Annotated in this window: 16 protein-coding genes; 6 read left to right on the top strand and 10 right to left on the bottom strand. The window is 29.8% G+C overall.

Features of this window, described 5'->3' with window-relative positions; all coding sequences use genetic code 11:
• Positions 1-270: 270 nt before the first annotated feature.
• The 5 genes from QZ306_RS09720 to QZ306_RS09700 all read left to right on the top strand — a co-directional run bounded on the left by QZ306_RS09720 (position 271) and on the right by QZ306_RS09700 (position 6,857).
• Positions 271-2,613, top strand: a complete 2,343-nt coding sequence (locus QZ306_RS09720; protein WP_295163445.1) for a transglycosylase domain-containing protein — start codon at positions 271-273, stop codon at positions 2,611-2,613.
• 96 nt (positions 2,614-2,709) lie between these two features.
• Positions 2,710-4,536: an MATE family efflux transporter gene (locus tag QZ306_RS09715; protein ID WP_295163443.1), complete on the top strand. Its 1,827-nt coding sequence runs from the start codon at positions 2,710-2,712 to the stop codon at positions 4,534-4,536.
• A 5-nt stretch (positions 4,537-4,541) separates the two neighbouring features.
• Positions 4,542-5,240 carry a 2-C-methyl-D-erythritol 4-phosphate cytidylyltransferase gene (gene ispD, locus QZ306_RS09710; RefSeq protein ID WP_295163441.1) on the top strand — a complete coding sequence of 233 codons (699 nt, stop codon included), beginning with the start codon at positions 4,542-4,544 and terminating at the stop codon, positions 5,238-5,240.
• A gap of 77 nt (positions 5,241-5,317) precedes the next feature.
• The gene (locus QZ306_RS09705; RefSeq protein WP_295163439.1) at positions 5,318-5,860 is read left to right on the top strand and encodes an excinuclease ABC subunit B; all 543 of its coding nucleotides are present in this window, start codon (positions 5,318-5,320) and stop codon (positions 5,858-5,860) included.
• Positions 5,850-6,857 carry a guanido phosphotransferase gene (locus QZ306_RS09700; RefSeq protein WP_295163437.1) on the top strand — a complete coding sequence of 336 codons (1,008 nt, stop codon included), beginning with the start codon at positions 5,850-5,852 and terminating at the stop codon, positions 6,855-6,857. Before QZ306_RS09705 ends, QZ306_RS09700 begins: the two co-directional genes overlap by 11 nt.
• A gap of 17 nt (positions 6,858-6,874) precedes the next feature.
• Here QZ306_RS09700 and QZ306_RS09695 read toward each other — a convergent pair whose 3' ends face one another.
• The 7 genes from QZ306_RS09695 to QZ306_RS09665 all read right to left on the bottom strand — a co-directional run bounded on the left by QZ306_RS09695 (position 6,875) and on the right by QZ306_RS09665 (position 14,119).
• Positions 6,875-7,369 carry a hypothetical protein gene (locus QZ306_RS09695; RefSeq protein ID WP_295163435.1) on the bottom strand — a complete coding sequence of 165 codons (495 nt, stop codon included), beginning with the start codon at positions 7,367-7,369 and terminating at the stop codon, positions 6,875-6,877.
• A 48-nt stretch (positions 7,370-7,417) separates the two neighbouring features.
• On the bottom strand, positions 7,418-7,831 hold the full coding sequence (locus tag QZ306_RS09690; RefSeq protein ID WP_295163433.1) for a hypothetical protein: 414 nt from the start codon (positions 7,829-7,831) through the stop codon (positions 7,418-7,420).
• Between the two features lie 71 nt (positions 7,832-7,902).
• Complete coding sequence (locus QZ306_RS09685; RefSeq protein WP_295163431.1) at positions 7,903-8,730, bottom strand: sulfide/dihydroorotate dehydrogenase-like FAD/NAD-binding protein; 828 nt, start codon at positions 8,728-8,730, stop codon at positions 7,903-7,905.
• 36 nt (positions 8,731-8,766) lie between these two features.
• Positions 8,767-9,198 carry a 50S ribosomal protein L19 gene (gene rplS, locus QZ306_RS09680; RefSeq protein ID WP_295163429.1) on the bottom strand — a complete coding sequence of 144 codons (432 nt, stop codon included), beginning with the start codon at positions 9,196-9,198 and terminating at the stop codon, positions 8,767-8,769.
• Positions 9,199-9,470: 272 nt separating this feature from the next.
• A complete protein-coding gene (gene infB / locus QZ306_RS09675; protein WP_295163427.1) occupies positions 9,471-11,750 on the bottom strand; it encodes a translation initiation factor IF-2 in 2,280 nt (759 codons plus the stop codon).
• Between the two features lie 28 nt (positions 11,751-11,778).
• Positions 11,779-12,507, bottom strand: a complete 729-nt coding sequence (locus tag QZ306_RS09670) for a hypothetical protein (protein ID WP_295163425.1) — start codon at positions 12,505-12,507, stop codon at positions 11,779-11,781.
• A gap of 118 nt (positions 12,508-12,625) precedes the next feature.
• The gene (locus QZ306_RS09665; RefSeq protein WP_295163423.1) at positions 12,626-14,119 is read right to left on the bottom strand and encodes a hypothetical protein; all 1,494 of its coding nucleotides are present in this window, start codon (positions 14,117-14,119) and stop codon (positions 12,626-12,628) included.
• 157 nt (positions 14,120-14,276) lie between these two features.
• Between QZ306_RS09665 and QZ306_RS09660 the strand changes: the two genes are divergently transcribed.
• On the top strand, positions 14,277-14,768 hold the full coding sequence (locus tag QZ306_RS09660; RefSeq protein WP_295163421.1) for a tRNA (cytidine(34)-2'-O)-methyltransferase: 492 nt from the start codon (positions 14,277-14,279) through the stop codon (positions 14,766-14,768).
• 25 nt (positions 14,769-14,793) lie between these two features.
• Here the strand turns inward: QZ306_RS09660 and QZ306_RS09655 are convergent, their stop codons facing one another.
• From QZ306_RS09655 to QZ306_RS09645, 3 genes are all read right to left on the bottom strand, one after another.
• The gene (locus QZ306_RS09655; RefSeq protein WP_295163419.1) at positions 14,794-15,324 is read right to left on the bottom strand and encodes a Fe-S-containing hydro-lyase; all 531 of its coding nucleotides are present in this window, start codon (positions 15,322-15,324) and stop codon (positions 14,794-14,796) included.
• 18 nt (positions 15,325-15,342) lie between these two features.
• Positions 15,343-16,185: a fumarate hydratase gene (locus QZ306_RS09650; protein WP_295163417.1), complete on the bottom strand. Its 843-nt coding sequence runs from the start codon at positions 16,183-16,185 to the stop codon at positions 15,343-15,345.
• A gap of 136 nt (positions 16,186-16,321) precedes the next feature.
• A complete protein-coding gene (locus QZ306_RS09645; RefSeq protein ID WP_295163415.1) occupies positions 16,322-17,158 on the bottom strand; it encodes a flagellin in 837 nt (278 codons plus the stop codon).
• Positions 17,159-17,253: the final 95 nt, after the last annotated feature.

The raw sequence follows: 17,253 nt of genomic DNA, 5'->3' as shown, positions 1-17,253 counted from the left end.
TTAATTTTGATGAATAAAGATGAATAAATCAGAAAATTTTTTATAAATATTATTAGGATAATAAAACCAATAAACGAATATATTAATATTTTTATAAAATAAGAGAAAAGTATTATATATGGTGATAAAAAACAGATATTATAAAAGCATATTTTAATAGGTTAAAATAATATATAAAAATCAATAAGTCAATCATAAATTACTTGCAAAGATATATATATTATAGTATCATTTATAAAAATATTATGTAAATGCGGTGATTATTAATAAATGTTTAAAAAGAAAAAAAATCAGGAAAACAGCAGCAGTTCAAAAAAGAAAAAATCAAAATTCAAAAAAATTATACTGCCTATTTTTATAGTATTCTTATTTCTAATAATGGCGGCAGGTATAATCGGGATATACTTTGTAGGAGGCGTATATAAAGATTGGGTCTCAAGAAGAGAACAAAGTATGGCTATGCTTGCCGAATATTATGATATAATAGTTATAAGAGGCAATGAAAAGAGAATAAGATATTTTAATCCTTTAAATCCATTCGGAGATTCACCGCCTACAAAAATATATGATAGAAATAATATATTAATAGGCGAATATATGCCTCCAGCTTATGAAGTTGTTAATGTGGACGATATAAACCCTCTTTTGGAACAGACTCTTCTTTTAATGGAAGATCAAAAATTCTATTCGCATAAAGGCATTAACTATTTCAGAACAATCTATTTAGGTGTTCAGACTATCTTAACAAGAAAAATAGTCGGCGGAGGATCCACCATTACTCAGCAATTAGCTAAATTATTATTTACTAAAAGCGAAAAAACTATAGAAAGAAAATTATTTGAAATGTTTGCAGCAAGAGAAATAGAACAGAAATACACAAAAAAAGAAATTCTTGCTATGTATTTTAATACTGTTTATCTTGGAGATGGAAATTACGGATTTGAAGCCGCTGCAAATCATTATTTTAATAAGCCTTTAAGACAATGCAGATTATTGGAATATGCCATATTAATCGGAATGCTTCCTAATCCCACATACTATTCAATAGTCAATAATCCGGACAACAGCAGAAGAAAAGTTGAGCAGATATTATCAAGATTGGTAAGAAACAGCATAATAGATAAACAGACTATGTCGGAAGAATTGAATCTTTTTGATAAGCAGTATACTAATATAAGCAGACAGGTAAAAGGCGCTCAATGGAAAATGACTGTAAACAGAACTCCTTATGTTAATGAATATGTAAGACAGGAATTATTAAATTATTTCAATAAAGATGAGCTTGCCCTGTCAGGACTTAAAATATATACTACGGTAAATGAAAGATATTACAGAATTGCAGATTCTGTAATGAAAGAAAATATAAGGAATTTGCAGCTGAGTTCCTCAAACAGAAGCTATCAGGGGGCAATGGTATCTATAGATCCTAAAACAGGCGGAATATTGGTTATGATAGGAGGAGACGGATACACATTGCAAAATCAGTTTAACAGAGCTGTACAATCAAAAAGACAGATAGGAAGCGTAATAAAGCCTTTTATATATTTATATGCATTTGAGGGAGGTGCACAGCCTTTTTCAACAATGCTGGATACCAATTACAGTTATCCTCAGGGAGCGGGAAAACCTGTATACTCGCCAAGAAACTTTGACAGAAAGTACAGAGGAAAAATAACTTTAGAAACGGCTTTATCAAAATCAATTAACACAATAGCGGTAAAATTATTAAATGATATAGGGCTTTCTTATTTTATAGAACATTCAAGAGAGTTTTTCGGAGAAAATGCTTATATACCCAATGCTTTATCTATAGGATTAGGCACTATGGAAATGAGTCCTCTTGATTTAGCCTCAGCCTACAGCGCTTTAGCTAACGGGGGCATTAAATATGAAGCTTATATTGTAGATAAAATATTTGATATTGATGGAAATGAACTCAGCGTTACAGCTTTAGTTGATAGAACTCCTCATAAAATAAGCTCAACTTCTCCAGCATCATACTATTTTTTAAATACTACTTTGCAGAAAGTCATAGCACCCGGAGGAACAGCCTACAGAAGCGCCAATACTTATGGATTTAAATATCCTTCTTACTCTGCAAAAACAGGAACTACAAGCGAACACCGCGACAATTGGTTTGCGGCATACAATGATGAAATAGTTACAATCACATGGATAGGAAGCGACAGAAATGATATCCTTCCGAATAATGTTACAGGAGGAGCCACCACAGCTTTAGCTACATTTCAGTATCTGAATGCGGTAACTCCTATATCTAAAAGGGAATTTAATTGGAATATACCTGAAAATGTAATGGTGGTAGAAATCTGTCAGGACTCTGGGCTTCCGAGAAATCATACATGCATAAATACCGTGCCTTTAACTATAGGAGGCAATGTCGATTTATCCACCCAATGCAATATAGACCATATAAGAAGCGGAAGCGGAGTAAATAATTCAAACACGAATGAATATAATACTGACAATGACGAGTTTTATTATACTCCTTTAGATAAAAGTACATCTAATCAAAATAATCTTCAAAATAATAATATATATTTACTTCCAGATGATAATATAGAAGACCCTAGTCTTGGAAATATAAGAAGTTAATTTTTTCAAAAATTATCTTTAAAAGTTTTTTAATATTGTTATAATATATTCATTTGCATTACTGCATCTTTTTTATGTATATAAGGAATTATATAAATGATTAGTTTTTTTAAAAGTCAATCTACTGAAGTCAGACGGGATTTAATACTTCATGCTCCTATAATCAACACATTAATAATGCTTTCTATTCCAACTCTAATGATGAGTTTAGTTCAGTCACTAATTCCATTGATGGACGGGCTTTTTCTTAATAATGTTACGGGCACTATTATAGCCAGCAGCGTGAACTTTTCAGAGCCTATAATAAATATGATGACGGCATTATCTCAGGGTTTGGGAGTTGCCGCTATGGCTATAGTAGGTCAGTATAACGGACTTGGGGATTTTTTAAATGCTAAAAAAATATCAACTCAGATAGTTGTTGCAGGAATACTATTCGGTATTGCTATGGGACCTACGCTTTATATTGTAAGCATATTGGTTTCTATGAACTTACAGCCAGGAATTAAAGAAAATGTATATCAGTATCTATCATTATACAGTTTTGTTATGCCTATGACATTTTTAGCTGCTTTATATAACGGTATAAAAAATGCCAATGGAAAGCCTGAAGCTACTTTTATAAGAAGCGTTATACTTCTTCTTTTAAAAATAATATTTAACTTTATATATATTTATTTTATGCATTTGCAGATAGTAGGAAGCGTACTTGCATCATTTTCCACATATCTTATAGTTACCGCTTGGATGTATTATGACTTATTTATAAAAAAAGGCGATGACAAATTATATTTAAAAGATTTTAAATTTGACGGCTCTATTTTAAAAGAACTTATGGTAATAGGAGTTCCTTCAATGCTTACTACATTTTTAAGTAATTTAGGATTTTTCCTAATTAATACCGAAGTTGAAAAATATGGAGCCTCTATATTAAATGGTCAGGGTATCGCCAACAATATAACTACAGTATGTTTTAATCTGCCTGCAGCATTTGGTTCGGCTGTTACAACTATGGTTAGTATGAATATAGGGGCTAAATATGCAGATAAAGCTAAAAAGTCATGTTATACAGGAATGCTGTTAAGCGCTGTTACGGCTGTTATACTTATATGCATAGTTATACCGCTTACGCCTCATATAACCATACTATTTACAAGAGAAGCTGAAGATTTATATGTTGCAAACGGATCTCTGCCTATATTTGCATTAGGAGTATTAGGTTTCGGAATTACTATGGTGGTGCAGGGAGCTTTAATCGGTCTTGGAAGAACAAGGATACCTCTTATAATAAGCATACTTAGAATATGGCTATTAAGATTTATATTTATTATTGTAACTACAAAGTATTTATCATATTGGTCAGTATTTTGGGGAAATTTATTTTCAAATACTATATCTGGTATTATAGCACTCATTATTATATTAAAAGTTCCTTGGACATCTGTTATTAACTTAAAAACTCAAAACAGTATTATTTTAAGAGCAAGATTATTTGCAGATTCTCTTGGGGCTAAACTATTTCCTAAAAATATCGGCAAGAGAAAAGATTATGTTAATAATATGAGAAATAAATTAAGTAAAATTAAAGATCCTGTAAAGCTTATTCTTTTTCATGAGAGAGAAATAGAAAAAATGAAGGAGAGAGAAGAAAAAGCTAATAAAAGGGAAGAGATAAGAAAATCTGAGAGAGAGGAATGGAAAAAGCAGTTGCAGGAAATAAAAGAAAAAAGAGAAAAAATAAATAAAGAAAGAAAAGAATATATTGAAAAAAGAAAAAAAGAAAAAGAGGAAAAAAAGATTCAGATGAAACTGTCAGTTCAGGCAAGAAAAGAAGCCAGACTTAAGCTTAAAGAAGAAAGAAATACAGAAAAATTAAGAAAAAAAGAAGAGATAGAAAACTTAAAAAAGAAAAAAGAGAGATAATATTTATGAACATAACTCTTATAATATTAATAGCGGGAAGTTCTAAGAGATTTGAAGGAAAAATAAAAAAACAGTTTATAAAAGTTGACGGCAAACCAATATTTATGCATACTTTGATTAATATTCTTAAATTTCATTTTAATAATATAATATTGGTAAGTTCAAAAGATGAAGTAAAAATAATAAAAAAATATATAATAAAAGAAAGTTCTATAAAAGAAAATTTTAAAAAAAATATGTATTATATAGAGGGAGGAAGCGAAAGAGTTTATTCCGTATATAATGCTATGAAATTTATAAATGAAAATATAAAAACTGATTATGTGTTTATTCATGACGGAGTAAGACCTCTTGTAATTAAAAAGGAGCTTAATGCTTTATATGATGCCGCATTAAATAATGATGCTGCAATACTGGCTTCTAAAGTGGTAGATACTATAAAAAAAACTGATAAAAATAATAATATAATAGAAACTATAGACAGAACATATATATACAGGGCAGCAACGCCTCAGGTATTTAAATTTGACAACTATATGAAAGCCATTAATAAATATATTGCAGATGAGGATTCTCATTTACCTACAGATGATGCAGAAATATACAGTAAATATTTCGGAAAAGTAAAAATAATAGAATGCTCTTCAAATAATATAAAAATTACTAAAAGAGAAGATTTAGATATTTTTATAAAATTAAAATAAAATTATATATTAATTATTTGCTTTTTTTTTTATTAAATGATAAAATTTACCCCATAAGTTATTATGGGGTATCCGTTTTGAAATGCAGTATATGTGGCAAAGAAAAAGCCGTATTACATATTCAGGAAATTATAGGTAATGAGCGCAGGCAGATAAATATATGCAGAGATTGCGAAGCTAATGGAAATATAATAGAAAAATGCTTAGAATTGGAGTTTAATAATATAGATGCCGTATTTCCAAATTATAAATCGCTGACTTCCAAAAAGAAAAAATCTAATCCTTCGGTAAAAATATGCAAAGTCTGCGGATATTCTTTAGATGATTTTTTAAAAACAGAAACGGCGTCATGTCCTAAATGTTATGAATACTTTAAAACCGAGATAAGCAGATCTATAAAAAAAATACATAGAGAAAATAAACATATAGGAAAAATATCTAATAAAAATATTACCGATAGAGATGTAGAAACTAAAATAAATCAATTCAAAGAAAAAATAGAACTTCTTATAAAAATAGAGAAATATGAAGAAGCCGCTTTGATAAGAGATAAATTAGAATATTTAAAAAAAGATTTAATATCTAAAAAAACTAAGAGCGAAAAAAAAGATGTCCGTTAACAATACTGCAAATTGGATATATCAGAAAGGCGAAGACGATAATATAGTGCTGTATTCTAAAATATCTATTTATAGAAATTTGGATAATATAAAATTCTTTCATCACATGGATAAAGATGATTTTGATAAAACAGAAGCTATTTTAAAATCAGGCATAGAAAAATTAAATCTTGATTTATCATATACAAAACTCATTAATCTGCCTGCAATTAATATCAGAATGCTTATAGAAAATCTCACAATACCAATAAATAAAAATATGGTGAATGCATCATTATTTACAGATGCAGATGAATCTCTTTCTTTATTAATCAATTCAAATGAACATTTAGAAATTCAGACAATAAATAGAGGATTGGAGCTAGAAAAATGCTTTAATAGAGCATACAGTATAGAAAACATATTAGATAAAAACATAGATTTTGCTTATGATAAAAAATTCGGATTTCTTACTGCTTCTCCCAGCATAGTTGGTACTTCTATGAAAGCGGAGGTTTGTATTGCTGTACCTTGCCTTATTTGGAAAACTCCAGATAATATTGATTATATTATAAACGAATGTATGAAAAAAGGTTTTGAAGCTAATATTAAAAACGGCATTATTAAGATAAGTAATAATATTATGATAGGAGTTACAGAAAAATTTATATTTGACAGTATCATAGAAAAAGTTAAAGAAATATCTGAAAAAGAAAAAAAAATAAGAAGCAGAATTAAAAAATTAGACAGATTAAAAGCCGAAGATAGAATATACAGAAGTCATGCCATTCTTCTTTCTGCAAGGTCTTTAAAATACAGAGAACTTATAAATTATAGTTTATGGCTGAGACTTGGAATCTATTATGATATGATTGACGGCATCAGTTTAGATACTATATATTATATGACATTCTTAGGTAAAAAGCATCATTTAAAGCAAATGTACAAAAATAACATATATTATATAAATACAGATGAAATAAGAGCTAATGTTATAAGAGATATATTAAAAAAATAAACATCATAGAGTTAAATTTATTCTGTAAATGTCAGTTTTTTAGTATATGAAAAGTCAAATTTCATTGAGTGTACTGTAAATGTTAAAGTAATTTTAGCATCGCATTTAAAACTCTTGCTCTTTAAAGCATTAAAAGCAGTTTCAAATACATCTAAATATTTAGCATTAAAATTTAAATTAATTTCTCTTGATTGATTCGGAGGTATCTTCAATGTTTCCGAAGAGTATGCCGCTGAGAATGTTTTACCAGAAGTATTAATAAGTTCTATTTTAATCTTATCTATAGGAACTTCAAAATCAAAATTATTTTTTATCTCTAAAAGAGTTGTTAAAGTCATATCTTTTAATGTAATACTTGAAATAGAAGCTTTTTTTATTTTAATATCAGGTTTATGCTTTTCTATATAATTTCTTGTGATTTCTTTTGCCGATGATTTCAATGTTTCGCAAGATGATAAAACAAATATTGAAAATAATATCAATAATAAAATTAATAGTTTCTTTTTTAACATATAATGCCCTTTTATATTATATTTTTTATAACATATACAGATATAAATTTAAGAACGGCATAAATATTTTATAATATCCAATATATCCATATCCTTTCTTTTATCTTTTAAATTTACAGGTATTACTGAAAATACTTTTAATTTTCCGCTTATAATATGAATTCTGAAATCCGATTTCTTCAGATTAACAAAATCACTTATAAGATTTGATACTTCCTTATTATATATAATTATATTAAAATCAATATCGGCATTATGATGCGACTTTACCAAAATATTATCTGAGGATATATAAATAAATTTCTTTTCTACAGAGTTTAGAAGATTAATCTTTAAATTTTTAAGTTTAATTTTTATAGGATAATTATTTTTTATATTTAATGTAATTTTCAAATATGTGCAGTCCCATTCAAATTTCTGCAGAATAATATTCTGTAAACTAATATCTAAATATAATTTCATTATTAATTTATCCTGAAATATAAAAAACTGCAATCTATATTAAGAATTTAACTTTATAAAAAATTCAAGCATTAATTTACCAATCTTAAATTACATTCATGTTCTTCTTTTTTATATATAGCCTGTCTTTTCATAAGAATATCAAAATCAACTAAATGTCCGTCAAATTCAGGACCTTCAACACAAGCAAATTTAGTTTCATCTCCTACTTTTACTCTGCAGCATCCGCACATACCAGTACCGTCAATCATAATAGGATTCAAACTTACGGTAGTTGGAATATTATACTTTTTAGTAAGTATTGATACAAATTTCATCATAATAGCAGGACCTATGGCTATAACCTCAGAAATTTTCTCTCCTCTCTCATATATTCTTGTTATCATATCAGTAACAAGTCCTTTTTCTCCTAAGCTTCCGTTATCGGTACAGATAAGAACTTCATCTGATATTTTTTTCATCATATCTTCCATAATAATAAGCGATTTATCTCTTGCACCTAATATTGATATAACTTTATTTCCTGCTTTATTATGCGCCTCTATAATAGGATGCAAGGGAGCAATACCTACTCCGCCTCCCACTCCTAAAACTATTCCGTCTCTTTTCTCAATATGAGTAGGCTGACCCAAAGGTCCTATAATATCCATTATTTCGTCACCCGCCTGAAGCCGCATAAGTTTGGCGGTAGAATAACCCGCACTCTGAATTACTATCATAATAGTACCGTTTTTAGTATCTGCATCGGCTATTGTCAAAGGTATTCTCTCTCCTTTTTCATCTAACCTGAAAATAATAAAATTCCCAGCCTTACGGTATTTAGCTATATCAGGAGCCGCCACCTTCATCATAAATACTTTTTCAGACCATTGCTCTTTGAGAGCTATCTTATAGCCCATAAAAATTCTCCTTAAATATAACTATATTTAAAAATATTATTCTGCAGAAGATGAAATATTTTCTTCCGCTTTATTATCTTCAGCGCTATTTTTAATCAAATCGGAATGTTTAGGTATTTTTACTCCCAATCTTTCCACCAAGCGGGCTTTTTTACCTACTTTCTTTCTAAGATAGTAAAGTTTAGCTCTTCTTACTTTTGCTTTTCTTATAATATCAACATGATCTATTCTAGGAGAGTTTAGCAGAAATATTCTCTCAACGCCTACACCGTAAGAAATTTTTCTTACTATAAAGCTTTTATTAATTCCTTTGCCGCGAATAGAAATAACTGTGCCTTCATAAGCCTGAAGTCTTTCTCTGTCGCCTTCTATAATTTTTACCCATACTTTAACAGTATCGCCTATTTCAAAAGGCAAAATAGATTCTTTTTTATATTTTGCTTCTACTAATCTTATCTGTTGCTCCATTTAATATCTCCTAAATAATTTATTTATATTAATGTTTTAATTTCTATAAAATTCAAAATAAACAAATATAACATTATAGAATATAATTTTTGCATTTTATCATAATATTCTAATTTTATCAAGTAAAAATTCAAAAAATAAATCATTTAAACACTGCAGATACCTGCATACTTTTTTAGTCAAAAATTAAGAAAATATAATGAATGATTAATAAAATATCTGCAAATAAAAAAGCAATGCATCAATAAAAACACATTGCTTTTTATAATTGATTATAGATCCTGTGCTATCTCTTCAATTTTAAATATTTCAAGTATATCCCCTTTTTTTATATCGTTAAAGTTTTCTATAGAAGCTCCGCATTCATAACCTGATGCAACTTCTTTAACATCGTCTTTAATTCGTCTTAAACTTGAAATTTTACTTGTGTATATAAGTACATTGTCCCTCATCACCCTAACGCCTGCATTTCTTTCTATTTTTCCGCCAGTAACATAACATCCTGCAATAGTTCCCACTTTAGGAACATGGAATACATCTCTAACTTCAACGGTTCCGATATCAACTTCTTTTTTAAGTCTTTCAAGAGAGCCTTTCATAGCATTCTGAATAGATTCTATTGCCTCATAAATAATATCGTATCTTTCTATAGGTATACCTAGTTTTTCCGCCAGTTCCTTAGCTTTTCCTGAAGGACGCACTCTGTAAGCAATAATAATAGCATTAGATGCATGGGCTAAATTAACATCACTTTCAGTAACGGCTCCTGAAGCACTGTATATTGAAGCAAAACGTATTTTATCGCTTTGTATTTTATTTAAAGCGTCTCTCAAAGCCTCCGCACTTCCCTGCACATCAGCCTTTATTATAACCTTAAACTCTTTCATAGATTCGGAAGCTATTTTTTCATAAAGATTTTCCAAAGTAACTTTAACATTAGCTTTTAAAGCCTCCTGCTGTTTTAACTGCACTCTTTTATCAGCTATAATCTTAGCCTCTTTTTCATCAAGCATAACATTAAAAGATTCTCCAGCTTCGGGCGTCTTTTCAAACCCTAAAACTTCAACAGGAGTAGAAGGCAAAGCCTTATTAACTCTTTGACCTAAATCATTAACCATTGCCCTAACTTTTCCTACGGAAAGACCGCATACAAAATAATCTCCTATTTTTAAAGTTCCGTTTTGAACAAGAACAGTACCCACAGGTCCTCTTCCCTGATCAAGAGACGCTTCAAGCACTATGCCTATAGCTTCTCTGCTTGGATTAGCCTTTAATTCCAATATTTCGGCTTGCAGTATAATAGCTTCCAGTAATTCATTAATGCCATGTTTAGTTAAAGCACTAACTCCTATATACTGAGTATCGCCTCCCCATTCTTCGGGAGTAAGTCCGTATTCTGATAAAGCAGCTTTAACCTTATCCATAGATGCATTAGGCAAATCCATTTTATTTACAGCAACTATTATAGGCACATTAGCCTCTTTGGCATGATTCAAAGCTTCAATAGTCTGGGGCATTACTCCGTCATCGGAAGCAACAACAAGTATTACTATATCCGTACTTTTAGCTCCCCTTGCTCTCATCATAGTAAAGGCGGCATGACCTGGAGTATCAATAAAAGCTATTTCACCGCTTGGTATTTTTACTTTATAAGCACCTATATTTTGAGTGATTCCTCCGCTTTCTTTAGAAGTAATATTACTCTTTCTTATTGCATCCAAAAGAGAAGTTTTGCCATGATCAACATGCCCCATTATAGTAACCACAGGAGGACGCTCTTTTAAATCCTCTTCTCTGTCTTCTTTTATTTCAATAGTAGCTTCTTCCTGCAAAGATACAACATTTACCTTGCATCCGAAATCATCGGCTATAATCGTAGCGGTATCGGAATCTATTATATCATTAACTCTTGCCATAGTACCCATTCCCATAAGTTTAGATATAATATCAGAAGCTCTTAAATTCATCTTTTTAGCTAAATCACCTACAGTGATAGTTTCCATTATGCTGATTTCTTTTTCAACACTTGCAAGTCTTTGCTCCTGCTGACGCTTTTTAGCCTGCAGTTTATTAAATATTTTATTTTCCTGTCTTTGAGCTGCTTCGGCTTTAGAATCTTTCTGGAATGATTTTTTATCATATTCTTTTTTATCATATTCTCTTTTTTTATTATCTTTTTTCTTAAAAGAAGAAACATCTTCTGCAGAAGCGGGAGGAACTTGAGTATCTTTATATTGCTTATTTTCTCTATTATGAGAAAAACTTTTATTCTTATAATCTCTATTATTTTCTCTGTTATCTTTATTTTCTTTTACAAATTTCTTCTCAGGATTACTGATTTGTTTTTGTGTTTTTGTCTTTTCCGTTTTATTATGTATTATTATCTTCTTTTTTACTATAACTTTTTTAACTTTCTTAACCGCAGCGGCAGCCTGACTATCATCATTGTTGTTAGATGCATTATTTTTTTTTATTATAACTTTAGGCTTATTATCAGAGACTGCATTTTCCTGATTTATAGTTTTTTCATTATTATCATTTTTTTGAGACATTATCTCCCTTTCCCGTTTATATTAAATTTTAATTATTTGTTCTCGGCAATAAATTATTATTTTGCTGAGGTAATGCGGTATTATTATCCCCTATCTGAGGAGGAAGTATGCTTGCTTCTCCCAATACTGCAGTATTTCTTTCTATTACCGCTTTATCTTTTAAATCCTGTATATCTCTTTCAACTAATTGCTGAGCATAAGTATTTTTATAAAACTGAACAATATAAGGTGCTGTTTCAGTGTTATACTGCGTTATACCGTACTGCTGCAATTGAGGCTTTGCCTGTTCAAAAAAAGCCTTAATTTGATCTTCGGTAGGATCAGGTATATTTTTAGAAGCATCAGACATAAGCTTTGCTACATAATATTGGAATTTAATATTTCTGATTGAAAGATTAATAAAATCCTGAGCATCTTGAGTATCAAAAAATTTTTCTTCTTCGCCTTTATTTATAAGAAGAATAGAATTTATTAATTGATCTGCATATACCTGCTTATACTGATTATCATTAGCATATAAAGCTATTTGATCGGCATCGGCTCCCTGCAAAACTAAAGACGCCTGCAAATCTTTATTGAAATTAGTCTGATTAATAGTAAAATTATCAATCTTTAAAACCCATTCTCCTTCTCCTCCTTTTAAATAAGATAAAGAATCGGAAGATGTTTTAGATCCGCTTTTCGAACTCTCAGAACAAGATACTAGGGCTAATGATGATATTATTAAAAATAATTTTATAAAGTTTTTTAAACTCATAAATTGATACTCCTTAAAATAAAAAAACAATTAATAATAGTATAGTGTATCATATATAATTTTTTCCGCAAGTAAAAAAAATATAAAATTTATATACAAATTTTAATAAAAAATAAGATTATTTCTTTCCAGAATACATATTTATTACTAAATTAGGCAATTCTTTTTCTAATATGCCGTACCATATAGACTTTTTTCTTTTAAGCGTTTTGCTGCTCATAGCAAAGTTCATTAATTTATTATATGTTTCATTAGCTTTCTGCACATTCTGAAATATAGGTATATGATTAGCAGGAAATATTTCCAATATATTTGCCTCTATATCTTTCTTTATAACCACATCATATATAGGCAGAATTTTTTCATATCCCGCACAAATAATTTCGGCATACTCCAAAACGGTTTTATCAAAATCTGGTATGGTATTTAAAAGCTTTATTATCAAAGCGAATGTATCTATAGCCTCTTTATAGTTCTCTTTAACTACATAAGCACCGTTTGCTAAATCGCATAAATCGCATATAGTGCTGTTGGTATAACTTGATATATATTCATTTACATGTTCGTCTATCTGAAACGGCGGCATTGATTTTGAAACCTTTGATATCAAATCTAAAATAGAAGTAAACATTCTCTGCTTCCATAAATTACCTTTAATACTCTTTATAAGCTCTTCCATTTCACTTGAAAATTTTTCTTTATACTTCTCATCGGGATTGAATACAGCTTCCACTATAGGTATTTCAGTTCCTTTAAATGATATCATACCATTATCATAAAAATATATAATATTCTTTTCAAATATTTCGCTTTTTATTTTACTGTTTTCTTTAAGAAAGTTAAACTGAAGATTCTTAGTTACTATTACTTTATTTTCTTTAGGAGCTAAAGTATTTGCCCTTGCCTGCATTCTTGCGGCATTATTAATAAGAAATCCTGATAAGTCTCCGTCTTCGGTTATAATAAGAGAACTGTTTGTATTTCCTCCTGATATTCCTGCACTTATTTTAAACTCGGGCAAACCCGCAGTGTCAACTCTGGGATACTCATCTAATAATCTTTTTTTGCTAAGCACGCCTATAACTGCAATAGTTGCGCTTAAAGCGTCCGTTGCGGTGGGGCATACCATAATAATTTCATCGCCCTGCTTTCTATGAGATATAACATTATAAAATTTAGTAACTTCGCTCAATTTATTTTGCATCAAATCATCTAAGGCATGAAGTTTAGACAGATTATTTTTATTTTCCTCGCAGAATTTTGTATATCCATGTATATCAAGCATAGCAATATAAACATCTGCTATTGATAGGCTTAATTTTAAATCTCCTGCAAAATTATATTTAGGATTCTCTGCAACAAACTGACTCCAAAGCTTAGGATACAATTCCTTATCTAAATTATTAAAAAATCCCCAGTTAATTTTTCTTATAAGTTCAAAAAGACCTTTTAATATTGATTTATGATCATGAACTTTTTCAAAGTTTACATTTTTAGCATAAGTAAATATTGCAGAAAATGTTTTTATATGACCTGAAACTATTTTTTCAGTAAGATGAGTATATAATTCATATTTAGAAGTAGATTGATTATATTCTTCTATTTTATTCACTTTTTTCCTCTTAAATTCTTTGCCTAAAAATAAAACAGCGGTTATTACTTTAACTTATAAATAAAAAAAATCAATACTCTATTATAATTTATTGATATATTGAAAAAAACAAAAACTATTATTAAAATATAATATATAATTTTAAAATAATTGAATTATGAACAAGAAAAAAGTAAATGATAATTTTAATACGGAAATAGCCTTATACAGACCTGAAATACCAGCAAATACAGGAAATATAGGAAGATTATGCGTGGGGCTTAATATAACATTACATATAGTGTCAAAACCTTCTTTTATAATCAGCTCCAAAGAAGTAAAAAGAGCAGGACTTGATTATTGGCAGTATCTGAAATTAATAAAACATGAAAATGAAAACACATTTTTAGAATACTGCATAAGCAATAATAAAAGAATAGTGCCTATTACAAAATTCGGAAAGCATAGATATGATGAATTCGATTATTCCAATAATGATATGCTTTTATTTGGAAGAGAATCAACAGGATTAAGAGAATCATTATGGGAAAATGATTTTGAAAACTCCGTATATATACCTATAAGCGATAATGTAAGATCTATAAATCTGTCAAATACTGCTGCTGTAATTTCTTATGAGGCATACAGACATATTTGTCTTAATAATTAAAAAAATAGTATATGATATTTTATAATTATGAAATTAAAGCATTATTGCCATTAGAGTCTATAGCTGTAATTAAAAACATATCCTCAACATAAAGCTCTCTGATAGCTTCTGTCCCCAAGTCTTCAAATGCTATTAACTTTGAAGATTTAACGCAATCAGACATATAAGCGGCAGCTCCTCCTATAGCAGAAAAATAAACGCCCCCATACTTTACCATAGCATCTATTACCTCTTTACTTCTGCCTCCTTTTCCTATCATAGATAAAAGCCCGAGCTTTATAAGTATTGGAGAATAAATATCCATTCTATAGCTGGTTGTAGGTCCTATGCTTCCCATAACTTCATTCGGCTTATTAGGAGAAGGTCCTGCATAAAAAACTGTCTGATTTTCTATGTCAAAAGGAAGTTTGATATTATTATTTATCATATCAATTAATCTTTTATGAGCCGCATCTCTTGCCGTATAAATAGCGCCTGTAAGACTCACCATATCGCCCGCCTTTAATAATGATAAAACCTCTTTTGTTAATGGAGTATTTAATTTTTTTATTTCCATAAATTATATCCTAACATATTATAATACAATTTCACTATGTCTTGTTGCATTACAGCCTGTGCAGACGCATACGGGAAGAGAAGCTATATGTGCGGCATACATATTTATATGAACGGCTAAAGCTGTTGTTTTACCTCCAAATCCTGAAGGACCTATATTCATTTTATTAATCTCTTCAAGCATCTCTTCTTCCAGCATTTGCAGACGGATATCATTATTTTTTGTACCTATTTCTCTAAGCAAAGCCCTCTTTGCAATATCTGCGCATTTCTCCATACTTCCTCCCAAACCTATGCCTATTATCATAGGAGGGCAGGCATTGGAAGACGCCGATTTAACAGTTTCATAAACAAACTCTTTTACCCCCTCTATACCTGCAGAAGGAGGAAGCATTTTTATTTTGCTCATATTTTCACTGCCGAATCCTTTCGGAGCTGCAGTAATTTTTATTTTATCGCCGTCAACTATATTATAATGTATTATTGCAGGTGTATTGTCATTTGTATTCTTTCTTTCTATAGGATCATTTACCACAGACTTTCTTAAATAACCTTTTGTATATCCCAATGCTACTCCTCTGTTAATTGCATCGGTTAAATTACCGCCTGTAAAATGCACATCAATTCCTATATCAATATATATTACAGCCATTCCTGTATCCTGACATATAGGCTTTAATTTTTCAGAAGATATTTCAGAGTTTTTTATAAGTACATTTAAAATATTTTCCGCAAGTTTATTTTCCTCCAAATCCCTGCTTTTTATAAGGGCATTTTTTATATCTTTATTAATATAAATATTAGCCTTTATGCATAAATCAGCGACAGCATTAGTTATGATATTTACATCTATGTTCCTCATATAAAATAATCCGAAATAAAAAATCAATTAATTCTTCTATAAATAATATTTTTTTATAAAGTTAATTATAAAAAAGCCCAAAGGCATTAAGACTTTGGGCTTTAATATCTACATTTGTAATAAGTCGCTTAAAAAATTATCCTATAATTCTCATTATAGATTGATTTTTCATATTAGCATTAGCAAGCATAGCTGCTCCTGTTTGCTGTAATATCTGTTCGCGTGTATAAGCAACCATAGCCTGAGCCATATCAGCATCGCGTATAACGCTCTCAGAAGCTATAGTATTTTCAGTAGCTATCATTAAGCTTTTTACCATAGATTCCATTCTGTTTTGAACGGCGCCTAATTCAGCTCTTTGAGCTACTACCATTTGTATGCCTTCATCTATTCTTCCCAAAGCCTGATTGGCTGTTTCTACGGAAGAAATAGAAAGAGGAGTATCTCCTCCTACTTGTAAATTAGCCGCAGTCATAGAACCTATATTAACGGATACTCTTTGATCCATATTGGCTCCGATATGAAAAGTTATAGGAGTCTGACCATCAGCAGCAAAACGTCCTGTTAACATATTCATTTTATTGAATTCAGCCTGGGAAGCAATTCTGTCAACTTCGGCTACTAATTGATTAACTTCAACTTGAATTAAAGCTCTGTCGCTGTCGGAATATATTCCGTTAGCTGACTGAATGGCTAATTCTCTCATTCTTTGCATAATGTTAGTAGTTTCATTCAAATAACCTTCTGTTGTCTGAATGAAAGAAATACCGCTCTGAGCATTTCTAGTAGCCTGCTGTAAACCGCGGTATTGAGAACGCATTTTTTCAGATACTGCTAATCCTGAAGCATCATCTCCTGCAGTATTAATTCTCATACCGCTGGAAAGCTGACTTATTGTTTTAGTCATTGAATTTCCTGTTAAACTCAATTGCCTGTTTGCATTTAATGCAGAAATATTATTGTTGATAATCATAACTACCCTCCATGAATAGTGCTTAAAATATTTGTTTGTAATTTTTATTTTTCTAAAGCTTTTTATATTATGTATAAAAATGCTGTTTATCCATC

It is taken from the genome of uncultured Brachyspira sp. (assembly GCF_910588665.1).
Taxonomy (GTDB): domain Bacteria; phylum Spirochaetota; class Brachyspiria; order Brachyspirales; family Brachyspiraceae; genus Brachyspira.
This window is presented reverse-complemented; position numbering and strand designations above follow the sequence as displayed.